This is a genomic window from Streptomyces griseoloalbus, from assembly GCA_014650015.1.
Classification (GTDB): Bacteria; Actinomycetota; Actinomycetes; order Streptomycetales; family Streptomycetaceae; genus Streptomyces; species Streptomyces griseoloalbus.
This window is the reverse complement of the sequence record BMUD01000020.1, coordinates 103,666-119,790: the sequence shown is the minus strand read 5'-3', so window position 1 is coordinate 119,790 and position 16,125 is coordinate 103,666. Positions and strand designations below refer to the sequence as shown.

The 16,125-nt window shown below is 72.3% G+C and carries 12 protein-coding genes; 9 read left to right on the top strand and 3 right to left on the bottom strand.

Translation table 11 applies throughout. The features are described from left to right. Positions 1 to 217: 217 nt before the first annotated feature. Positions 218 to 481, bottom strand: coding sequence for a WhiB family transcriptional regulator (locus IE178_RS26795; RefSeq protein WP_003975777.1), 264 nt, complete (start codon positions 479 to 481; stop codon positions 218 to 220). A 739-nt stretch (positions 482 to 1,220) separates the two neighbouring features. Here IE178_RS26795 and IE178_RS26790 point away from each other — a divergent pair. The 4 genes from IE178_RS26790 to IE178_RS26775 all read left to right on the top strand — a co-directional run bounded on the left by IE178_RS26790 (position 1,221) and on the right by IE178_RS26775 (position 5,140). Continuing rightward, entirely contained in the window at positions 1,221 to 1,727 is a 507-nt protein-coding gene (locus IE178_RS26790; RefSeq protein WP_193514069.1) for a cysteine dioxygenase, read from the top strand. A gap of 33 nt (positions 1,728 to 1,760) precedes the next feature. Then, positions 1,761 to 2,744 (top strand): 2-phospho-L-lactate transferase, encoded by a 984-nt coding sequence (gene cofD, locus IE178_RS26785; RefSeq protein ID WP_184765952.1) that lies wholly within the window; start codon positions 1,761 to 1,763, stop codon positions 2,742 to 2,744. Beyond that, on the top strand, positions 2,741 to 4,057 hold the full coding sequence (locus IE178_RS26780; protein WP_184765953.1) for a coenzyme F420-0:L-glutamate ligase: 1,317 nt from the start codon (positions 2,741 to 2,743) through the stop codon (positions 4,055 to 4,057). Before cofD ends, IE178_RS26780 begins: the two co-directional genes overlap by 4 nt. A gap of 81 nt (positions 4,058 to 4,138) precedes the next feature. Next, complete coding sequence (locus tag IE178_RS26775) at positions 4,139 to 5,140, top strand: DNA-3-methyladenine glycosylase family protein (RefSeq protein ID WP_184765954.1); 1,002 nt, start codon at positions 4,139 to 4,141, stop codon at positions 5,138 to 5,140. A 467-nt stretch (positions 5,141 to 5,607) separates the two neighbouring features. Here the strand turns inward: IE178_RS26775 and manB are convergent, their stop codons facing one another. Both manB and IE178_RS26765 read right to left on the bottom strand, forming a co-directional pair. Continuing rightward, positions 5,608 to 6,690, bottom strand: a complete 1,083-nt coding sequence (gene manB, locus IE178_RS26770) for a mannose-1-phosphate guanylyltransferase (protein ID WP_184765955.1) — start codon at positions 6,688 to 6,690, stop codon at positions 5,608 to 5,610. A gap of 121 nt (positions 6,691 to 6,811) precedes the next feature. Next, positions 6,812 to 8,227: a peptidoglycan recognition protein family protein gene (locus tag IE178_RS26765; RefSeq protein ID WP_193514068.1), complete on the bottom strand. Its 1,416-nt coding sequence runs from the start codon at positions 8,225 to 8,227 to the stop codon at positions 6,812 to 6,814. A gap of 129 nt (positions 8,228 to 8,356) precedes the next feature. On the opposite strand from IE178_RS26765, the gene IE178_RS26760 reads away from it, so the two are divergent. From IE178_RS26760 to IE178_RS26740, 5 genes are all read left to right on the top strand, one after another. Further along, a complete protein-coding gene (locus IE178_RS26760; RefSeq protein ID WP_184765957.1) occupies positions 8,357 to 9,118 on the top strand; it encodes a TIGR03089 family protein in 762 nt (253 codons plus the stop codon). A gap of 329 nt (positions 9,119 to 9,447) precedes the next feature. After that, positions 9,448 to 10,653, top strand: coding sequence for an LCP family protein (locus IE178_RS26755; RefSeq protein ID WP_193514067.1), 1,206 nt, complete (start codon positions 9,448 to 9,450; stop codon positions 10,651 to 10,653). A 243-nt stretch (positions 10,654 to 10,896) separates the two neighbouring features. Then, a complete protein-coding gene (locus IE178_RS26750; RefSeq protein ID WP_184765959.1) occupies positions 10,897 to 12,663 on the top strand; it encodes an LCP family protein in 1,767 nt (588 codons plus the stop codon). 79 nt (positions 12,664 to 12,742) lie between these two features. Then, positions 12,743 to 14,329, top strand: coding sequence for an LCP family protein (locus IE178_RS26745; RefSeq protein ID WP_193514066.1), 1,587 nt, complete (start codon positions 12,743 to 12,745; stop codon positions 14,327 to 14,329). 186 nt (positions 14,330 to 14,515) lie between these two features. Continuing rightward, positions 14,516 to 16,117 (top strand): LCP family protein, encoded by a 1,602-nt coding sequence (locus tag IE178_RS26740; RefSeq protein WP_193514065.1) that lies wholly within the window; start codon positions 14,516 to 14,518, stop codon positions 16,115 to 16,117. Positions 16,118 to 16,125 lie beyond the last annotated feature (8 nt).

The following is a 16,125-nucleotide window of genomic DNA, read 5'->3' as shown; positions in this document are numbered from 1 at the left end:
GGGCGGCGGGGCGTCTCGGACGAGCGACCACACTATCGGCAGATGCGACGGGGCCGGCTCGGAGCGCCTCGACGGGGGGGCGTGGTGGCCGGGCGACGGGCGGGCACGGCGGCCCGCCGCCTGTGGACGACCACCCGCGGCGGGCCGTCGAGTCCCGTATGTGCGAAGTGACGTGCGTGCGGAGATGGCGCGCGTACGACGGTGATGTGCCGTTACGTCAGACGGCGGCCTTCTTCAGCCGGCGGCGCTCCCGCTCGGACAGACCGCCCCAGATGCCGAAGCGCTCGTCGTTGGCGAGGGCGTATTCGAGGCACTCGGAGCGGACCTCGCAGGCGAGGCAGACCTTCTTGGCCTCGCGGGTCGAGCCGCCCTTCTCGGGGAAGAAGGACTCGGGGTCGGTCTGGGCGCACAGCGCGCGCTCCTGCCAGCCGAGCTCCTCGTCCGCGTCGTCGACCAGCAGTTGCTGCACCAGCTCGGTCATGTGCGCCCCTCGTCTGTCTTCGCGTCCCCGTGATGTAGCCGTTACCGATTCCGGCTGAACGACACGAGTGAAATTACAAGTGTGCTGCTCCGGGCGAGTCAAGCCGAGATCTGCTATTGAGCCCCTTATTCACTCTGCGGAACCAAGGCCGAGCGGAAAGTGTTCAAATCACCCTAAACCTCGACACGCGTACGGGACCCACGAGGGCTTCCGGCCCACGCAGAGCCTCTACGGGGAGGACGCCCAGGTGATCGATCTCGTTCCGACCCCCGCGCCGAAGCGAACCGGATCACAGTCGCATCACAGGATCGCAACGGTGCGCAGGGCGCCCGGCCGTGCGCACCTTGTGTCCCTGGAAACGACTGAGCAAACCTTTCATCTACGAGATGAACCGGATGAGGTGAACCATGTCCCACATATCGGGCGTCGAGTTGACAGTGACGGAGTGAACCGCTGTCCTAGTGGGCATGCTCGCGAATTCGGCACTCACCTCGACCCGCTCCGCCGGGTTCCTCGGTGCTGCCCGCGCTCGCTGTAGCTGTCGCTGTTCCGGCTGTTGAGCCCAAGCGCTCCGGCCACCCCCGAGTCACCCGCGACTCGGACGCAGTTTCCTTCGCTCCATCAGGGCACCTTCCTCCGCTCCACCAGGGCACCCCTCGCCGCAGGCCCGCGACCCGGGCGCACGCGACGCGACCCCCCTCACCCCCACCGCTCCTCCGCCAAGGGAACCTCCGCACCCATGAACAGCGACAGCGACCTCCAGATCGCCGGCGACATCCTCGAAGTCCCGCACCTGCTCCAGGCCCCGCGCGAGCACCCGGCCACCGTCGCCGAATTCGCCGGCCTGGCCCGCTCCATCGCCGCCGACCGCTCCCAGTGGGAGCACCTCGTGCGGTACGACGCCACCAGCCGCTGGTACCACCGGCTGCGCACCGGGCCGGGTTACGAGGTGTGGCTGCTGTCCTGGGTGCCCGGCCAGGGCAGCGGACCGCACGACCACGGCCGCTCCTCCGGCGTGCTCACCGTCCTGGACGGCACCCTGACCGAGCGCGCCGGGCGCGGCACGCGCGCGCTGACGGCGGGCGCCCAGCGGGTCTTCGCACCCGGCTATGTGCACGAGGTCGTCAACGACGCGCTGGAGCCCGCGGTCAGCCTGCACATCTACTACCCGGGCCTGACGGAGATGCCCATGCACACCAGGCCCCACTGCGAGGCGCGCACGGCGCCCGGCCCGGTGACTGCCTGACGCGATGTCGTAGCCGCCTGCGAGGATGGCCCCATGCGCATTGTGGTTCTGGCAGGCGGCATCGGCGGTGCCCGTTTCCTGCGCGGTCTGAAGCGGGCCGTGCCGGACGCGGACATCACCGTCATCGGCAACACCGGGGACGACATCCACCTCTTCGGGCTGAAGGTCTGCCCGGACCTCGACACGGTGATGTACACGCTCGGCGGCGGTATCAACGAGGAGCAGGGCTGGGGACGGACCGACGAGACCTTCCACCTCAAGGAGGAGCTCGCGGCGTACGGCGTCGGCCCGGAGTGGTTCGGCCTCGGCGACCGGGACTTCGCCACGCACATCGTGCGGACGCAGATGCTCGGCGCCGGATATCCGCTGAGCGCGGTGACCGAGGCGCTCTGCGACCGCTGGAAGCCCGGCGTGCGCCTCATCCCGATGACCGACGACCGCGTGGAGACCCACGTGGCCGTGACCTTGCCCGGCAGCGGCTCCGCCGCGGGGGCCGGCGAGCGCAAGGCGATCCACTTCCAGGAGTACTGGGTGCGGCTGCGGGCCTCGGTGCCGGCCGAGGCGGTCGTACCGGTCGGCGCGGAGCAGGCGAAGCCGGCGCCGGGCGTCCTGGAGGCGATCGCCGAGGCCGATGTGATCCTCTTCCCGCCGTCCAACCCCGTGGTCTCCGTCGGCACCATCCTCGCCGTCCCCGGCATCCGCGAGGCGATCGCCGACGCGGGCGTGCCGGTGGTCGGCCTGTCACCGATCGTCGGGGACGCGCCCGTGCGCGGCATGGCCGACAAGGTGCTCGCGGCCGTCGGCGTGGAGTCCACGGCCCCGGCGGTGGCCGAGCACTACGGCTCGGGTCTGCTGGACGGCTGGCTGGTCGACACCGTCGACGCCGCCTGTGTGGAGCGCGTCGAGGCGGCCGGGATCCGCTGCCGGGCCGTACCGCTGATGATGACCGACGTCGACGCGGCCGCGCGGATGGCGCGGGAGGCGCTGGCGCTGGCGGCGGAGGTGCGGGCGGTATGAGCGGCGCGCACCCGGCGTCCGACGGCTACCGGGTCCGGGCCGTGGCGGGCCTGCCCGAGGTCCGCGAGGGCGACGACCTGGCCAAGCTGATCGCGGCCGCCGAACCGGGACTGGCCGACGGCGACGTCCTGCTGGTCACCTCGAAGATCGTCTCCAAGGCGGAGGGCCGCATCGTCGAGGCGGCCGACCGGGAGGCCGCGATCGACGCGGAGACGGTACGCGTGGTGGCCCGGCGCGGCCCCCTGCGCATCGTCGAGAACCGGCAGGGCCTGATCATGGCCGCGGCCGGGGTCGACGCCTCCAACACCCCCTCCGGCACGGTCCTGCTGCTGCCCGAGGACCCGGACGCCTCCGCGCGGAGGATCCGCGAGGGCCTGCGCGAGGCCCTGGGTGTCGAGGTGGGCGTGATCGTCACCGACACCTTCGGCCGGCCCTGGCGCGCGGGGCTGACGGATGTCGCGATCGGCGCGGCGGGCGTGCGCGTACTGGACGATCTGCGCGGCGGCACCGACGCGTACGGCAATCCGCTCGGCGCCACGGTCGTCGCCACGGCCGATGAGCTCGCCGCGGCGGGTGACCTGGTCAAGGGCAAGGCCTCCGGCCTCCCGGTGGCCGTCGTCCGTGGACTGGCGCACCTGGTGGCGTCCGACGACGGCGAGGGCGCGCGGGCGATGGTGCGCGGCGCGCGCGACGACATGTTCCGCCTGGGCACGTCCGAGGCCGTACGCCAGGCGGTGACCCAGCGCCGTACGGTGCGGTCCTTCACGGACGAGCCGGTCGACCCGGGCGCGGTGCGCCGCGCGGTGGCGGCGGCGGTGACGGCACCGGCCCCGCACCACACCACGCCCTGGCGTTTCGTCCTGCTGGAGTCTCCCGACACCCGCACCCGCCTCCTGGACGCGATGCGCGACGCCTGGATCGCGGACCTGCGCCGCGACGGGAAGACGGAGGAGTCCATCGCCCGGCGCGTGAGCCGCGGCGACATCCTGCGCAACGCGCCTTATCTGGTCGTGCCCTGCCTGGTCATGGACGGCTCGCACACCTACGGGGACGCGCGGCGGGACGGCGCGGAGCGGGAGATGTTCGTCGTCGCCACGGGCGCCGGCGTGCAGAACTTCCTGGTCGCGCTGGCCGGGGAGCGGCTCGGCTCGGCGTGGGTGTCGTCGACGATGTTCTGCCGTGAGGTGGTCCGGGAGGTCCTGGACCTGCCCGCGCACTGGGACCCGATGGGCGCGGTGGCGGTCGGCCACCCGGCGGAGGACCCCCGGCCGCGCCCGGAGCGGGAGGCGGGCACGTTCATCGAGGTGCGGTGAGCCGGAAGCGCGGACGCCTACCCTCATAGGGGCCCTCCGCTCGCAGGGCCCCCCGTTTCACCTCCACCGCTGGGATCTCTCGTGGCAGGACGTTTCCCTCCCCGCCCGACGCGTACGTCCGTGCGCGGCGGGCATGTCGCCGTGCCCGCGGGAGTCCCCCGCCAGGCGCCGGCTCCGGCCCGGGTACGGACGTGGGTACCGGACGGCCCGCTGGACCTCGGCCTGGTGCTCGGGCCGTTGCGGCGCGGGCCCGGGGACCCGACGTTCCGGGCGCTGCCGGACGGCTCCGTGTGGCGGGCCAGTCTGACGCCGGCGGGTCCGGGGACGCTCCGGGTGACGGGGCGGGCCGGTGAGATCCGGGGAGAGGCGTGGGGGCCGGGCGCCGACTGGCTCCTGGAGCGGCTGCCGCAGACGCTCGGGGCGGACGACGATCCGTCCGCCTTCGTACCGCGGCACAAACTGCTGGCGCTGACCCGGCACCGGCGGCCGGGACTGCGGCTGACGCGTACCGGGCTGGTGCTGGAGTCGTTGATCCCGTCGATCCTGGAGCAGAAGGTCACGACCGGTGAGGCGTACCGGGCGTGGCGGCTGCTGGTGCGGAAGTACGGGGAGCCGGCGCCCGGGCCCGCACCGGAGCGGATGTCGGTGATGCCGGCGCCGAGGACGTGGGCGCTGATCCCGTCCTGGGAGTGGCACCGTGCCGGGGTCGACGACAAGCGGGCGTCGACGGTCCTGCGGGCGGCGCGGGTCGCCGCGCGGCTGGAGGAGGCGGTGGGGATGCCTCCGGCGGCGGCGCAGGAGCGGTTGGAGTTGGTGTCGGGGATCGGGCCGTGGACGTCGGCGGAGACGGTGCAGCGCAGTCATGGGGCGGCGGACGCGGTGACCGTGGGGGATCTGCACCTGCCGGGGATCGTGGGGTTCGCGCTGGCGGGGGACCGGCATGCGGATGACGCTGTGATGCTGTCGCTGCTGGAGCCGTACGCGGGGCAGCGGCATCGGGCCGCGCGGTTGATTCTGCTGAGCGGGCGGGTGCCGGGGCGGCGGGCGCCGCGGATGCCGTACGGGGATATCGGGCGGCTGTGAGGCTGGTTGGGCCGGTTGAGGGGGGCACGAGGGGCCGGTGCGGGGGTTGCACGGGGGCCGGTGCGGGGGTTGCACGGGGGCCGGTGCGGGGGTTGCACGGGGGCCGGTGCGGGGGTTGCGCGGGGGCCGGTGCGGGGGTTGCGCGGGGGCCGGTGCGGGGGTTGCACGGGCCGGTGCTGATGTGGGCCGGGGCCGTGCTGGGGGTGGGCCGGGGGGGTGGTTGCGCAGCCCGGCGCTTGCGGGGTGCCGCCGCGCCCACCCGTGCCGCCCCAGCGGCACGACTGCCCGCAGTGGGCGCGGCGCGGCCGGCCGCAGTGAGAGCGGCACGACTGCCCGCAGTGGGCGGCAGTGACTGACCGCAGTGGGGCGGCGCGGCTGACCGCAGTGGGCGGCAGTGACTGACCGCAGTGGGGGCGGCGCGGCCGGCCGCTGGTGGCGCGGTGGGGGGCGCCCACCGCGCGTTTGCGCTACTGGTCCGAGGAGAAGCGGACCGCCCCGGCCGGGATGCGGGCGTCGCACCACACGCGGGCGCCCTCGCGGAGTTCGTTGCGGGCGCCGATGACCGCTCCGTCGCCTATCACCGTGCCGGTGAGGACCGAGCGTTCGCCCACCCGCGCCCGGGTGCCTATCAGCGAGTCGGTGACGACCGCGCCCGGCTCGATGACCGCCCCGGGAAGGATCGTGCTGCCGAAGACGCGCGCGCCCTCCGCCACGAACGCGCCCTCGCCCACCACCGTCCCGCCCGCGAGCTTCGCATCGGGTGCCACGGTCGCCGTGGGCAGTACCAGCCGGTCACCGCAGCGACCGGGCACCGCGGGCGACGGCGCACGGCCGAGCACCAGATCCGCCGATCCCCGTACGAAGGCCGCGGGAGTGCCCAGGTCCAGCCAGTACGTGGAGTCGACCATGCCCTGGAGATGGGCCCCGGCCGACAGCAGCCGCGGGAACGTCTCCCGCTCCACCGACACCGGCCGGCCCGTCGGGATCGTGTCGATCAGCGAGCGGCGGAAGACGTACGCCCCCGCGTTGATCTGATCGGTGACGATCTCCTCCGGCGTCTGGGGCTTCTCCAGGAACGCGAGCACCCGTCCCGTGTCGTCCGTGGGGACCAGCCCGTAGGCGCGCGGGTCCGTCACCTTCGTCAGGTGCAGCGAGACGTCCGCGCCCGTCGTCTCGTGCGTGCGCACCAGCGCCCGGATGTCCAGTCCGGTCAGGATGTCCCCGTTGAAGATCAGTACCGGTTCGTCCGGTCCCGAGTGCAGCCGGGACGCGACGTTGCGGATCGCGCCGCCCGTTCCGAGCGGCTCCTCCTCCGTCACGTACTCGATGTGCAGCCCGAGGGCCGCCCCGTCGCCGAAGTACGGCTCGAAGACCTCGGCCAGGTAGGACGTGGCCATGACGATGTGTTCGACGCCCGCGGCTCTCGCTCTCGCCAGCTGGTGCGTGAGGAAGGGCACCCCGGCCGCCGGGACCATGGGCTTGGGTGTGTGCACCGTGAGGGGGCGCAGTCGCGTGCCCTTGCCGCCGACCAGGAGGATCGCTTCTGTCACCTGTCGTCTCTGCTTCCTGCCGGGACCGGCCGAACTGTCTTTCGGCCGGCCAGTGTATGCAGACCGTTCCACAGCACGTGCGACGGTGGTGCCTCCGGCAGGAAGGGACGCACGGGCCGCCTCAGCGGCCCTGGTAACGAGCCGCCGTGGAACGCGCGGTGCCGAGCTTGCGGTAGAGCTTCCCCCCTGGGCACGAGGTGTTGAACCCGTCCCGGTGACCGGAGATCACGTTCAGTCGTACCTTCTTACCTTTTCGGTAGAGATTGCCACCACCGGACTTCAGATATGTCTTCGCGCGCGGATTCATGCCGTGCAGTCCGAGTTTCCAGGCGGTGAGCCGGGCGATGGCCTTCACCGCGGAGGACGACGGCTTCGTGGAGCCGTAGGAGCCGATCACCGCGATCCCCGTGGTGTCGGTGTTGAACCCGTAGGTATGGGCGCCCCTGACCGGCTTCGCCACTCCCCCGGCCCGGCCCTCGTAGATACTCCCGCACTTGTCGACGAGGAAGTTGTAGCCGATGTCCCGCCAGCCCAGGCTCCTGACGTGATAGCGGTAGAACCCGCGGATCAGTGAAGGAGCCTGCGCGCACGAGTAGTTGTTGCCGGAGGCGGTGTGGTGCACGAAGGCCGCCTTGACCTTGCCGGTGTACACGAACTGCCTCGCCCGCAGGCTCTCGTCCGCCCCCCAGCCGCGCCGGGTGACGATGGCGGGGCGCGGCCCGATGTACGGCTTGGCCCGCTGCTGCTCGGTCAGTTCCGGCCCGCGCAGGGTGAGCAGTTCCTGCCGGGTCTGTTCGCCCGTCAGCGCCGGGATCTCGGTGGCGCCGAGCGGTGCGAGTCCGTCGTTGGCCGCGGAGGCGGCGGTCGCCTCGGCGCTCATCACACCGGTGCGACCGTCCACGGCCTCGTCCACAGCCTCGTCCACGACCTCCTCCACGGCCTCGTCCGCAGCGTCACCCGCGGGCGGAGCGGCCGACCCCGGGTCGACGAGGTCGAGCCGCAGCCCGGAGGGCAGCCCGGCCGGTGGGTCGTCGGCCCCGTACGCGCCGGGCTCCGGCCGGACCCGGATCTCCACGCCGTCCGACTCCCCCACCCACAGCGGTGCCGTGGCGCCGCGGACCCGGTCCGAGGCGGCTTCCGCGCTGCCCGGATCGGCCGCGTGGTCGGCGTAGTGGGTCTCCACGTCCTGCCAGCCGGTCCAGGCGCCGGCGCCGGCCGCCCGGGTGCGGACCTGGACGCGGCCGTGGAGTTCGGCGGCGGGGTCGTCCCAGACGACACCGAGGAGGGAGAAGTGCCGTACGGCCCGCGGGGTGAGGCCGAGGACGGCGGCGCCGGAGGCCCGGTCGCGGGTGAGGGTCCGCAGGGGCAGCGACTGGGTGCTGCCGGGGACGTCGGGCGGGGTTGTCACCGCTGCGCGCGTGGCCGCATCTGCCGTCGGCGCCGTTCTCGCGGCCGCCGCGGTGGCGGGCGGAACGAGCGGGAGGGCGAGGGCGGCGGCGCAGGTGACACCGATTGAGGAAGCAAGGATTCCACGCATACCACCGACCTTGGGCACAGTCAGACACATCTGCCACCCGGGGAATTGACGGGCCGTCGGAGCCCGTTCCTCCGAACCGGTGCCCCGCGCGGGCGGTGCGCGCGGACGGGTCGGCGTACGCTTGCGCGGGTGAACGCGACCGACCGCACCCCTGCCGACCTGCTGAGTTCCGCGCTGGCCGCGGACCCGGGACGCCCTCTGGTGACCTTCTACGACGACGCCACGGGCGAACGCGTCGAATTGTCCGTGGCCACCTTCGCCAATTGGGTGGCCAAGACCGCCAACCTCCTCCAGGACGAACTGTCCGTCGAACCCGGCGACCGGGTGGCCCTGCTGCTCCCCGCGCACTGGCAGACGGCGGTCTGGCTGCTGGCGTGCGCGTCGGTGGGCGTGGTCGCGGACGTGGCCGGGGACCCGGCGGCGGCGGACGTGGTGGTGAGCGGTCCGGAGGCGGAGTCGCTGGAGGCGGCGCGGGCCTGCTCGGGCGCCCGGGTCGCGCTGGCGCTCAGGCCGCTCGGCGGGCGCTTCCCGCAGCCGCCGGAGGGCTTCGCCGACTACGCCGTCGAGGTGCCGGGGCAGGGCGACCGGTTCGTGCCGTACGCGCCCGTCGACCCCGAGGAGCCGGCGCTGATCGTGGCGGGGCGGGAGTTCACCGGGGCGGAGGTGGTCGAGCGGGCCCGGGCGGAGGCGGCGGACCTCGGTCTGACCGGGCCGGGCTCGCGGGTCCTGTCGGCGTTGCCGTTCGACACCTGGGAGGGCCTGAACACGGGACTGTACGGACCGCTGGCGACCGGCGGCTCCGTGGTGCTGTGCCGGAACCTGGACCGTCTCGGGGACGACGCGCTGGACAAGCGGGTGGAGAGCGAGCGGGTGACGGTCATCTCCCGTTAGGGCCTGTCTGGCCATTCGCGTCGTCGCCCGCAGGGCGGGCGGGAACTGTCGGACAGGCCCCAGGGCCCCGCTCCCCTCCTCCCACCTCACCCGTCCGCCCCGTCCCGTCCCCCGTTCGGCGCAACACCACCCGCCCCGCGCCGCCCTCCCGGGTCATCGTCGTATCAGCGGCACACGCCACGTGCCGCGCACACCGCACTCCCGTACGCACGGGGACCACCCCGGGCCCGCGCACCGGCGCGCGCGGGCCACACCCGTACGCACCACACGCCCGTATGCCATTCCGTACGCCGTCCCGGTCCCGTACGCAGTGAGGGGTGGACCCGGTCATGAGCGACACCGCAGGCGCGTCCTCCGCGCAGCCGGGGGGCCGGCGTGCTCTCGGCCCGGGGAGGGGGTCCTCGGCGAGCGGGCGGGGGCGGGCCCGGCGCCGGCGGCGGCGCTGGGCGCACGGCACGGCGCTCGCGGTCACCGCCCTACTCGTCGCGGCCGCCGGGGCCGGGTGGGCGGTGTACATGAAGCTGGAGGGGAACATCACCCCCGACGAGGCGGCGGCGGCCGAGCTCGCACGGTTCGAGGAGGAGCGGCCCACCTCGCTCGTCAAGGACGCCCGGAACATCCTGCTGATCGGGTCGGACTCGCGCTCGGGGGACGAGAACGGGCGCTACGGGCGGGACCCGGGGACGGAGCGGTCGGACACCGTGATCCTGCTGCACCTGTCGGCGGGCCGGCGCAGCGCCACCGCGGTGTCCATACCCCGGGATCTGATGGTGAACGTTCCCGGCTGCCGCCGCCCGGACGGATCACGTTCCGAACCGATGTTCACGATGTTCAACTCCGCTTTTGAGGTGGGCGGTTCGGCCTGCACCATCCGCACCGTCGAGAAACTCACGGACATTCGCGTCGATCACCATGTCGTCGTCGACTTCGACGGTTTCAAGGACATGGTCGACGCGGTGGACGGCGTCGACGTGTGCCTGCGCGAGCCCATCGACGACGAGGCCGCCGAACTGAGGCTGCCGGCGGGCCGGGTGACGCTGAACGGGGAGCAGGCGCTCGGTTATGTCCGCGCCCGCAAGAGCCTCGGCGACGGCAGCGACACCGGCCGCATGGAGCGGCAGCAGCGGTTCCTCGGCGCACTGGTCGGCAAGGTGCGCAGCAATGACGTTCTGCTGAATCCGGTGAAGCTGTATCCCGTTCTGGACGCGGCCACCTCGTCGCTCATGACCGACCCGGGGCTGGCCAGTTTGCGGGGGCTGTACGAACTCGTGCGGGGGCTGCGCGAGATCCCCACGGAAGGTGTGCAATTCCTGACCGTTCCGCGGGAGCCGTACGCCGGGAACGTCAATCGGGACCAGCTCGCGCAGCCCGCCGCGGAGAAACTGTTCGAGCGGCTGCGCAGGGACGCGCCCGTGGCGGTCGGTACGGATGGTGACGAAAAGGCCACGGAAAAGGAATCCGGGAAGTCGTCCGGCGGCGCTTCCCCCGTCCCCACCTTCTCGGGGAACACCGCCGCCGAGGACACCTGCGCGTAAAGCCTCCACCAAACCAACTCCAAGGCTGCGAACTCTCATCCAGGGAAATGGGCGGATTGCCCCTTGTGAGGACGTGTAATTCGTCACCGGCGTCGCCCGGGGGCGACCAGGACCGTTAGTGTGAGCGCTCCGGTGCGTCCGTTCCTTCAGGTCCCTCCTGAGATCCCGCACTGTGTGACCGAGACCCGAGCGCCTTGGGAGGGGAAAGGCGCCGCGTGGCCCCGACGGAGGATTCGAGCGACCGTGGACGCGCAAGGCCGTGGGCGGGCGGAGAACATCGACCCCGCAGACCAGTGGGTACTCAATCCGGACACCGGTGAATACGAACTGCGACTGAGTCCTTCCGCAGCGCAGTCACCGGTCCCCCGTCCGCGCGGTTCCCGCTCCTCGGGTGCGAGGACCCGGCGCGGCCGGTCGGCGTCACCGGGCCGTTCGCCCGAGCGGCCCGGCCGTGGGGCACCGGAGCCGGAGAAGCCCGGCCGGGAGGTGCCGCCGCAGCGCAGGCGCCGGGGCGCGCCGGAGGAGCCGCCGCCGGGGCGGCGCGGGCGCCGGCCGGCGAAGAAGCAGCCGAAGGCGAAGAAGGCCCTGCTGTGGACCGGCGGCACCATGGCGTTCGTGGTGCTCGCCACCGGCGTGGGCGGCTACCTGTACCTGGAGCACCTGAACGACAACATCACGTCCGTCTCCGACGACGGCGCCGGCACCGGTGGCTTCAGCAAGGACAAGGCGATCAACATCCTGGTGATCGGCACCGACAAGCGCACCGGTTCGGGCAACGAGGGCTACGGCGACACGGGCAGTGCCGGGCACGCCGACACCACGATCCTGCTGCACGTCTCCAAGGACCGCTCCAACGCGACCGCGCTGAGCATCCCGCGCGACCTGATAGTCGACATCCCCGACTGCCCGACGCAGCAGGAGGACGGCAGCCAGAAGGTGATCCCGGGCTCCACCGGCGTCCGCTTCAACACCAGCCTGGGCCAGAGCGGTCGCACGCCCAGCTGCACCATGCGGACCGTGACCGAGCTGACCGGGATCAAGCCGGACAACTTCATGGTGGCCGACTTCAACGCCGTCAAGACGCTGACCTCGGCGGTCGGCGGCGTCGAGGTGTGTCTGGCGAAGGACATCGACGACCCGGACTCCCATCTGAAGCTGTCCCGGGGCACACACACCATCGAGGGCGAACAGGCCCTGGCGTTCGTCCGCACCCGGCACTCGGTCGGCCTGGGCGGCGACCTGAGCCGGATCGCGCTGCAGCAGCAGTTCCTGAGCGCGCTGATGCGCAAACTGAAGTCGAACGACACGCTCACCAGCCCGTCCAAGATGATCAAGCTCGCCGAGGCGGGCACCGAGGCGCTCACCGTCGACTCCCAGCTGGACAGCATCGGCAAGCTCAGGGACCTCGGCCTGGAGCTGGGCAAGCTCAACGTCAAGAACCTGTCCTTCACCACCGTGCCGGTGAAGGACAACCCCGCGGAACAGGTGAAGGCGACCGTCGTCCTCAACGAGACCGAGGCCCCGAAGGTCTTCGACCTGATCAGGAACGACGTGTCGTTCACCGCGGTCAAGAAGCAGAAGAAGAAGGAGAAGGCCGAAGTCGCCGCCCGGCTGAAGGGCGAGAAGGCACCGGCCTCCGAGGTCCGTGTCCGCATCCTCAACGGCGGCGCACCCGGCGGCAGCGCCCAGGAGATGCTCAGCTGGCTCCAGGTCGACCAGGGCGTCGACAAGTCCGAGAACGCCGGCAACGCACCCGCGGAACTGAGCAGGACTACGCTCGAGTACGCCCCCGACCAGGCCGCCCAGGCACGCCGCCTGGCCGACATCCTGGGGCTGTCCGGGTCGGCGATGAAGCCCGGCGAGAGCGTCACCAACGCCCAGGGCGTGCCCGCGATGTCACTGACCCTCGGCAAGGACTTCAAGGGCGCCGGCGTCTCGCTCACGCCGCCGGACAAGGCGCCCGACGACATCCAGAAGTCCACGGCGGACAAGGTCGAGTGCGCCAAGTGACCTGACGGGCCTGTCCCGCGTCCCACGGGGCGCGGGACAGGCCCGTTCCGCGGTACGAGGGGTGGGGGAAGACGCGACGATGACGCGGAGCGGTGTGCGCACGCAGGAGACACGGCCCGGGACCGCCCCGCGCCGGCCCGTCGGACCGCGGCGGGCGCGGCGCGCGCTGCGCTGGTCGGCGACGACCCTGTCCGTCCTGATACTCGGCACGGCCGGCGCCGGTTACCTCTACTACGAGCACCTGAACGGCAACATCGACAAGGGCGAGCGCAGCAGCGGTGACTCCAAGGCGCACAGGGCCGGGCCGAACGCGGCCGGGCAGACGCCCGTGAACATCCTGCTGATCGGCTCGGACAGCCGTGCCTCCGAGGAGAACGTCGAGCTCGGCGGCGGCCGGGACACCCGCGGCAATCCGCCGCTGGGCGATGTGCAGATGCTGATCCACCTCGCTGCCGACCGCGAGAGCGCGGCCGTGGTGAGCGTTCCGCGCGACACCCGGGTCGACATCCCCGAGTGCACCGACCCGAAGACCGGGGAGACCCACCCGGCGACCAACGGCACCATCAACACCTCGCTGGCCCGCGGCGGCGCCGGCTGCACGCTGGCCACCTGGCAGAACCTCACCGGCGTCTACGTCGACCACTGGATGACGATCGACTTCGCCGGCGTGGTGACCATGGCCGACGCCGTCGGCGGTGTCGAGGTCTGCGTCAACCAGAACGTCTGGGACCGTCCGCTGCCCGGCGTGCCCGGCGGCTCGGGCCTGAGGATGAAGGCCGGGTCCCGGAAGGTCGGGGGCGAGCAGGCGCTGCAGTGGCTGCGCACCCGGCACGCCTGGGGCAGTGACGTCCTGCGGACCCGGGCGCAGCGCATGTACATGAACTCGATGATCCGCACCCTGCGGGACCAGAACGTCTTCACCGACACCGGCCGCCTGACGGACCTGGCGGAGGCGGCGACCAGGTCGCTGAAGGTCTCGGAGGAGATCGGCTCGGTGCAGAAGCTGTACGACCTGGGGATGCAGCTGAAGACGGTGCCGCCGGACCGCATCACCATGACGGCGCTGCCCACGGTCGAGGATCCGCGGAACCGCAACCACCTGGTCGCGGCCGGTGCCGACGCCGAGCGGGTGTGGACCATGCTCCGTGACGACGTGCCCTTCGACGACAAGGGCGCCACGGCGGGCCGCGAGAAGGGGGACGGGGGGAAGACGGGCGGGAGGAAGGCGGCCGGCGAGGACCCGGCCGCACCGGACGGGGAGATCGGCGTCCTGGTGCGAAACGCCACCCGGTCCGCGACCCTCGGCCCGGTCGGAGGCCGGGCGGGCGCGATCGCGCGGTCGCTGGTGGCGCGGGGCTTCACGCGGGCCGTGCCGGACACCTCCGGCGCCGTCGCCGAGGAGCGGACCGTCGTACGCTATCCGGACGCCGCGTCGCGGGGTGACGCCCGGCGGGTCGCCGAGTCGCTGGGGATTCCGCCCGGTTCGGTCAGCCGGTCCGCCGACGTCCGGGGTGTCACGGTGGTGGTCGGCGCGGACTGGCGGGAGGGCACGGCCTATCCGAAGCAGTCGCCGCCCGAGGCCGGTGACCTGCCGAAGGACGCCGACGCGCTCAACGGGTCCGAGAAGGGCCCCTGCATGGACGTGTACGGGCCCTACCGCTGGTAGCGGACTCAGGCCGGTCCGGAGGACGGTTCCGTTCCGTTCGGCGAAGACGGTTTCGCGGCGGACGAAACTTGTTGAAGTCGGTGTGATTCTCGGGGCAACTGACGGGCTCGTCGTGCGTCTAACAGGACGCAGGACGGGCCTGCGTGACGAGGCGAGGAGTTGCCAGGGGTGGGGAGGCCGGGTGCAGTGACGCAGAACGCCGCGCGGGAGACGCTCCGTGACGACGAGCGCGAGGACGACCCGGACGAGGGCCCGCCGCCGGACGACCGGAACGAGGGCCCGTCCGACGGCGACAGCAGCCCCCGCCCGCGCCGCGCACGCCGGTTGCTCAAGTGGTCCGCGGCCGTCCTCGCACTGCTCATAATCGGCGCGGCCGGGGCGGGTTACCTCTACTACCGGCAGCTGAACGACAACATCAAGAAGGACCCCCTGAACCTGGGCGACACCAAGGTCGCCGAGCCGACGCCGAACGCGGCCGGGCAGACCCCGCTGAACATCCTGCTCATCGGCAGCGACGCGCGGGACACCGAGGAGAACCAGCAACTCGGCGGCGCCCGCGAGACGTTCGGCGCCACCCCGCTCGCCGACGTGCAGATGCTGGTGCACCTGTCCGCCGACCGGTCCAACATGTCCGTGATCAGCATGCCGCGCGACACCCTGGTCGAGATCCCCAAGTGCACCGACCCGGACGACGGGACGGTGTACCCGGCGAGCTACGGGCGCACGATGACCAACCAGAGCCTCGGGCACGGCGGTCCCGGCTGCACCGTGGCCACCTGGCAGGAGCTCACCGGCATCCACATCGACCACTTCGTCATGGTCGACTTCGCGGGCGTGGTGTCCATGGCCGACGCGGTCGGCGGAGTCCCGGTGTGCGTCGACGCGAACATCCACTCGCGCGACGGCCAGGGCCACGGCTCCGGGCTGAAACTGTCCAAGGGCACCCACCCGATCAAGGGCGAGCAGGCCCTGCAGTGGCTGCGCACGCGCTACGGCTTCGAGGACGGCAGCGACCTCGCCCGCGCCGAGGCGCAGCACATGTACATGAACTCGCTGGTCCGGGAGCTGCGCGCGAACGCCACCCTGAGCAGCCCCAACAAGCTGCGCAGGCTGGCCGAGAAGGCCACCGAGGCCCTCACCGTCGACCCCGGGCTCGACACCGTGAAGAAGCTCTACGACCTGAGCTCCGAACTGCGCAAGGTGAAGCCGGAGCGCATCACCATGACCACGATGCCCAACCGGTACGTGGGCGCCCGGGTGGAGCCGACCGAGGACGCCGAGAAGCTGTTCCGCCTGGTGCGCGACGACATCGCCCTCGACGGCAAGGACGCGAAGCCCGCGAAGGCCGAGGAGAAGGTGCCGTCCGACCCGGCCGCCGACGACGCCGAGATCGCCGTCCAGGTCCTCAACGGCACCCGCACCGACACCCTCCAGGCCGCCTCCGGCCGGACCGGCACGGTCGCCGGGGTGCTGAAGGAGAAGGGCTTCACCGGAACGACCGCCGACACCACCAGCGCCCTCAGCGAGAAGCGGACGGTGGTGCGCTACCCGAGCGCCGACCTGGAGGGCGACGCCCGGCGCGTCGCCCGGGCCCTCGGCATCCCGGCGGACTCGGTGAAACGGTCCACCGAGGTGTCCGGTGTCACGCTCGTGGTGGGCGCCGACTGGCGCGAGGGCACGGAGTACAAGGTGCCCGAGGAGGACAACACCACCCCCGAGTCGGCACAGGCCCTCAACGGGGCCGACGACAAGGCCTGCATGCACGTCAACCCCGACTACACCTGGTGAACGCGAAG

What these genes read in the sequence shown, in the direction of transcription:
- IE178_RS26795 (WP_003975777.1), bottom strand. Translation starts at nt 481, where the DNA reads ATGACCGAGCTGGTGCAGCAACTGCTGGTCGACGACGCGGACGAGGAG.
- IE178_RS26790 (WP_193514069.1), top strand. Translation starts at nt 1,221, where the DNA reads ATGAACAGCGACAGCGACCTCCAGATCGCCGGCGACATCCTCGAAGTC.
- cofD (WP_184765952.1), top strand. Translation starts at nt 1,761, where the DNA reads ATGCGCATTGTGGTTCTGGCAGGCGGCATCGGCGGTGCCCGTTTCCTG.
- IE178_RS26780 (WP_184765953.1), top strand. Translation starts at nt 2,741, where the DNA reads ATGAGCGGCGCGCACCCGGCGTCCGACGGCTACCGGGTCCGGGCCGTG.
- IE178_RS26765 (WP_193514068.1), bottom strand. Translation starts at nt 8,227, where the DNA reads ATGCGTGGAATCCTTGCTTCCTCAATCGGTGTCACCTGCGCCGCCGCC.
- IE178_RS26755 (WP_193514067.1), top strand. Translation starts at nt 9,448, where the DNA reads ATGAGCGACACCGCAGGCGCGTCCTCCGCGCAGCCGGGGGGCCGGCGT.
- IE178_RS26745 (WP_193514066.1), top strand. Translation starts at nt 12,743, where the DNA reads ATGACGCGGAGCGGTGTGCGCACGCAGGAGACACGGCCCGGGACCGCC.